The organism is Ferroplasma sp., assembly GCF_037442045.1.
GTDB lineage: Archaea > Thermoplasmatota > Thermoplasmata > Thermoplasmatales > Thermoplasmataceae > Ferroplasma.
Map to the genome: position 1 here is coordinate 1 of NZ_JBBIRC010000078.1, position 2,948 is coordinate 2,948.

Here is a 2,948-nt window from a genome sequence, read left to right on the forward strand (position 1 = left end):
AATAAAATTATTATTGCCTGAAGAATACTTGCAATAACAAGGGCATAGAATATATAAATAATGCCTGTAGAATAAATGAATGAACCCATTAATGGCCCTATGGCCCATCCTATGTTTGATAATATCCTGTATATAGAGTAACCACCTTCTCTGTTTTCCGGCTCTGTCACATCTGAAATTAATGCACTTGCAGATGGATATACTAATGAACCTGAAAATGATGAAAATATAAATAATATTATTGTTAATGTATATAGATTGAATAAAAACGTCAGTGCAATTGACAGATAAATAAAAATGCCTGATACACTGCCAAGCATTAAAGTAAACTTTCTTCCCTTTAAATCCGCCAGGTATCCGCCAAGAATGCTGAATACCATAGACATTAAAGAAAGCATTGTAAATATTAATCCGACTATATACACTGCTAAATGCAGGTACAGACTCAGGAAAATAGCCATGAAAGGCCACGAGGCACCCATTCCAAGTGATCTCATCATAGAAGACAGGCTTACGATGACCACCTGTTTATTGTGAATATCAGATAAAAAGGAAACCATTAGAGGACATTGCAAATCTTATAATAATATTATTTCTAGCACTTTAATAAGACTATAAAGAATTAAATATTTCCATTGCCCCTAAAAAGAATTGCCGCCAAATATACAGAATTTGCAAACTAAATTTTAAATGGTATGAATAAATATTTATCTGTGCCTATTAGTAGAGAAAATATTTCTGATGATAAAAAATTAAAGAGAGTATTATCATCATGGGACCTTTATTTTCTTAGCCTTGGGGCAATTATAGGATCAGGATGGCTTTTTGCAGAATCAGCCTCTGCCGGTACAGCAGGACCTGCTGCTATTCTCTCCTGGGTAATAGGTGGCTTAATAGTTCTTGTAATAACGCTTGTTTATGCTGAAATAGGTGCAATGATTCCAAGAAGTGGATTTATTACCAGATATGGACATTATTCCCATGGAGGAATTGCAGGATTATTTTTCGGATGGGCTTATTTTGCTGCAAGAGTTGCTTCACCGGCACTTGAAGCCGAAGCGGCTATAACATATGCAGGATCATACATAACAAAGCCAGCGTTGATATATTATGCAAAAAATCCACTGGACCCTTCAGCAAGTGTTACACTGTTAAGTGGCTATGGCATACTTTTAGCGGCTATTTTGATTACTGGCTTTTACTTTTTAAATTATTTTGGCGTTAAATTAATGGGGAAAACAAATCAGGGCATTACCTGGTGGAAACTTATTATTCCATCATTGACAATTGTATTGATGGCACTTTTCCTTTTCCATGCAGGGAACTTCGACAATCCCTCGCTCGGTGGCTTCCTTCCCCACAATAATATATCGCTTGTATTTGAGGCAATTTCCACAGACGGAATAGTATTTTCGTATTTGGGATTCAGGCATACACTGGATTTTGCAGGTGAGGCAAAAAATCCACAGAGGGATTTGCCCCGTGCGCTCATATACGCAATGCTGACTTCCATTGCAGTTTATATTCTTCTTCAAATTGTGTTTATTGCAGCGGTAACCCCAACTGCACTTGCATCATCAGGCGGGTGGCTAGGGCTATCCTCAGCATCTGCAGGGGCATACGCTAAAAGTGTAGATGCAGCACCATTTGCATTCCTTGCCAGGTCTTCAAACCTGTCAATTTTAATGGTTCTTACATATCTCCTTTATGCAGATGCATATATCTCACCTTCTGGGACATTGAACATTGCTGCTGGCACTTCTACAAGGTCTCTCTATGGATTGGCGGAAATTGGCTATTTCCCTAAGAAAATAGGAAAAGTCAGCAAGAAAACGGGAGTTCCAGTATTCTCCCTGTTAATAAGCCTTATTCTTGGCCTTATCTTCCTGATACCACTTCCTAGCTGGTACGTTGTTGTTGGCCTTGTTTCAGGTGTTGCTGCATTTACATATATCCTTGGCGGTTCCACATTGATGGTACTCAGGCGCGAAGCAAAGGAAATGAAAAGGCCATTTAAGCTTCCTTATGCCAGTATTCTGGCACCCATTTCTTTTGTAGGCGCTTCCTTGATAGTATACTGGACAGGCTGGCCAACAGTTGGTTATATTACGATAATTATCTTCGCAGGTTTTGCAATATATATTATAATGTTAGCAATGCACAAAGTTGAAAGTATTTTCACCGCAGAGAATTTAAAAGGAGGCTTATGGGTCCCTTTAATGCTTATCATGCTAATGCTACTTTCATACCTTGGAGAATCCAATTTTGGAGGAATAAATCTATTCCCATTTCCATATGATTTTTTAATAGTTATAGTTGTTTCACTGGCATTTTATCTGCTTTCTGTAAAATCAGGTTTCAGGACTTCAGAAATTACAGACATGATCGAATCCGGAGAGCAGTATATTACAGAATACACAAAATAACAACTTTACAAAAAAGTTTAATTATATATTATAATGTCTGAAATTATGGAAAAAGTTCCGGAGAATAAAACATTAAAAAAAGGTGCAGCTGGATTTTATCCATTGCTTGGCCAATCAATTGCCATGATATCTCCACTTGGTGCCGTTGCTGCAACAATGACAGGCGCTGCTGAATTTGCAAAGGGCTTTAGCAGTTAAAGGAAAATATTAAATATTATTGGGGAATATTGATGTAACATATGGAGAAACTTTTCACACTCAGGGATGCCTGCAGGCTCTTGCAGATCCATCCCACAACGTTAAGGATGTGGGACAGGGAAGGCAAGATCAGATGCGTGAGAATGCAGAACAATTTTAGGAGGGTACCTGAGAGTGATATTAACAGAATCCCCGGAATACAGAACGGAAAGGCTTCGTACATCTATGCAAGGGTTTCCTCAAACTGGCAGAAGGAAGACCTTGATAGGTAGATCACCAGGCTGAAATCCGTTTCCCCGGGGTCAGAGGTCTTTTCCGACATAC

General features: G+C 38.5%; 4 protein-coding genes. 3 read left to right on the forward strand and 1 reads right to left on the reverse strand.

All coding sequences use genetic code 11. The annotated features are described in order from the left end of the window. On the reverse strand, window positions 1-560 hold a 560-nt coding region (locus WKI77_RS07415; RefSeq protein ID WP_337861188.1), incomplete at its 3' end, for an MFS transporter. 153 nt (window positions 561-713) lie between these two features. Between WKI77_RS07415 and WKI77_RS07420 the strand changes: the two genes are divergently transcribed. The 3 genes from WKI77_RS07420 to WKI77_RS07430 are packed head-to-tail and all read left to right on the forward strand — an operon-like array spanning window position 714 to window position 2,896. Beyond that, window positions 714-2,426, forward strand: a complete 1,713-nt coding sequence (locus WKI77_RS07420) for an APC family permease (protein WP_337861189.1) — start codon at window positions 714-716, stop codon at window positions 2,424-2,426. Window positions 2,427-2,471: 45 nt separating this feature from the next. Then, window positions 2,472-2,624, forward strand: a complete 153-nt coding sequence (locus WKI77_RS07425) for a hypothetical protein (RefSeq protein WP_337861190.1) — start codon at window positions 2,472-2,474, stop codon at window positions 2,622-2,624. Between the two features lie 41 nt (window positions 2,625-2,665). Then, entirely contained in the window at window positions 2,666-2,896 is a 231-nt protein-coding gene (locus WKI77_RS07430) for a helix-turn-helix domain-containing protein (protein ID WP_337861191.1), read from the forward strand. Window positions 2,897-2,948 lie beyond the last annotated feature (52 nt).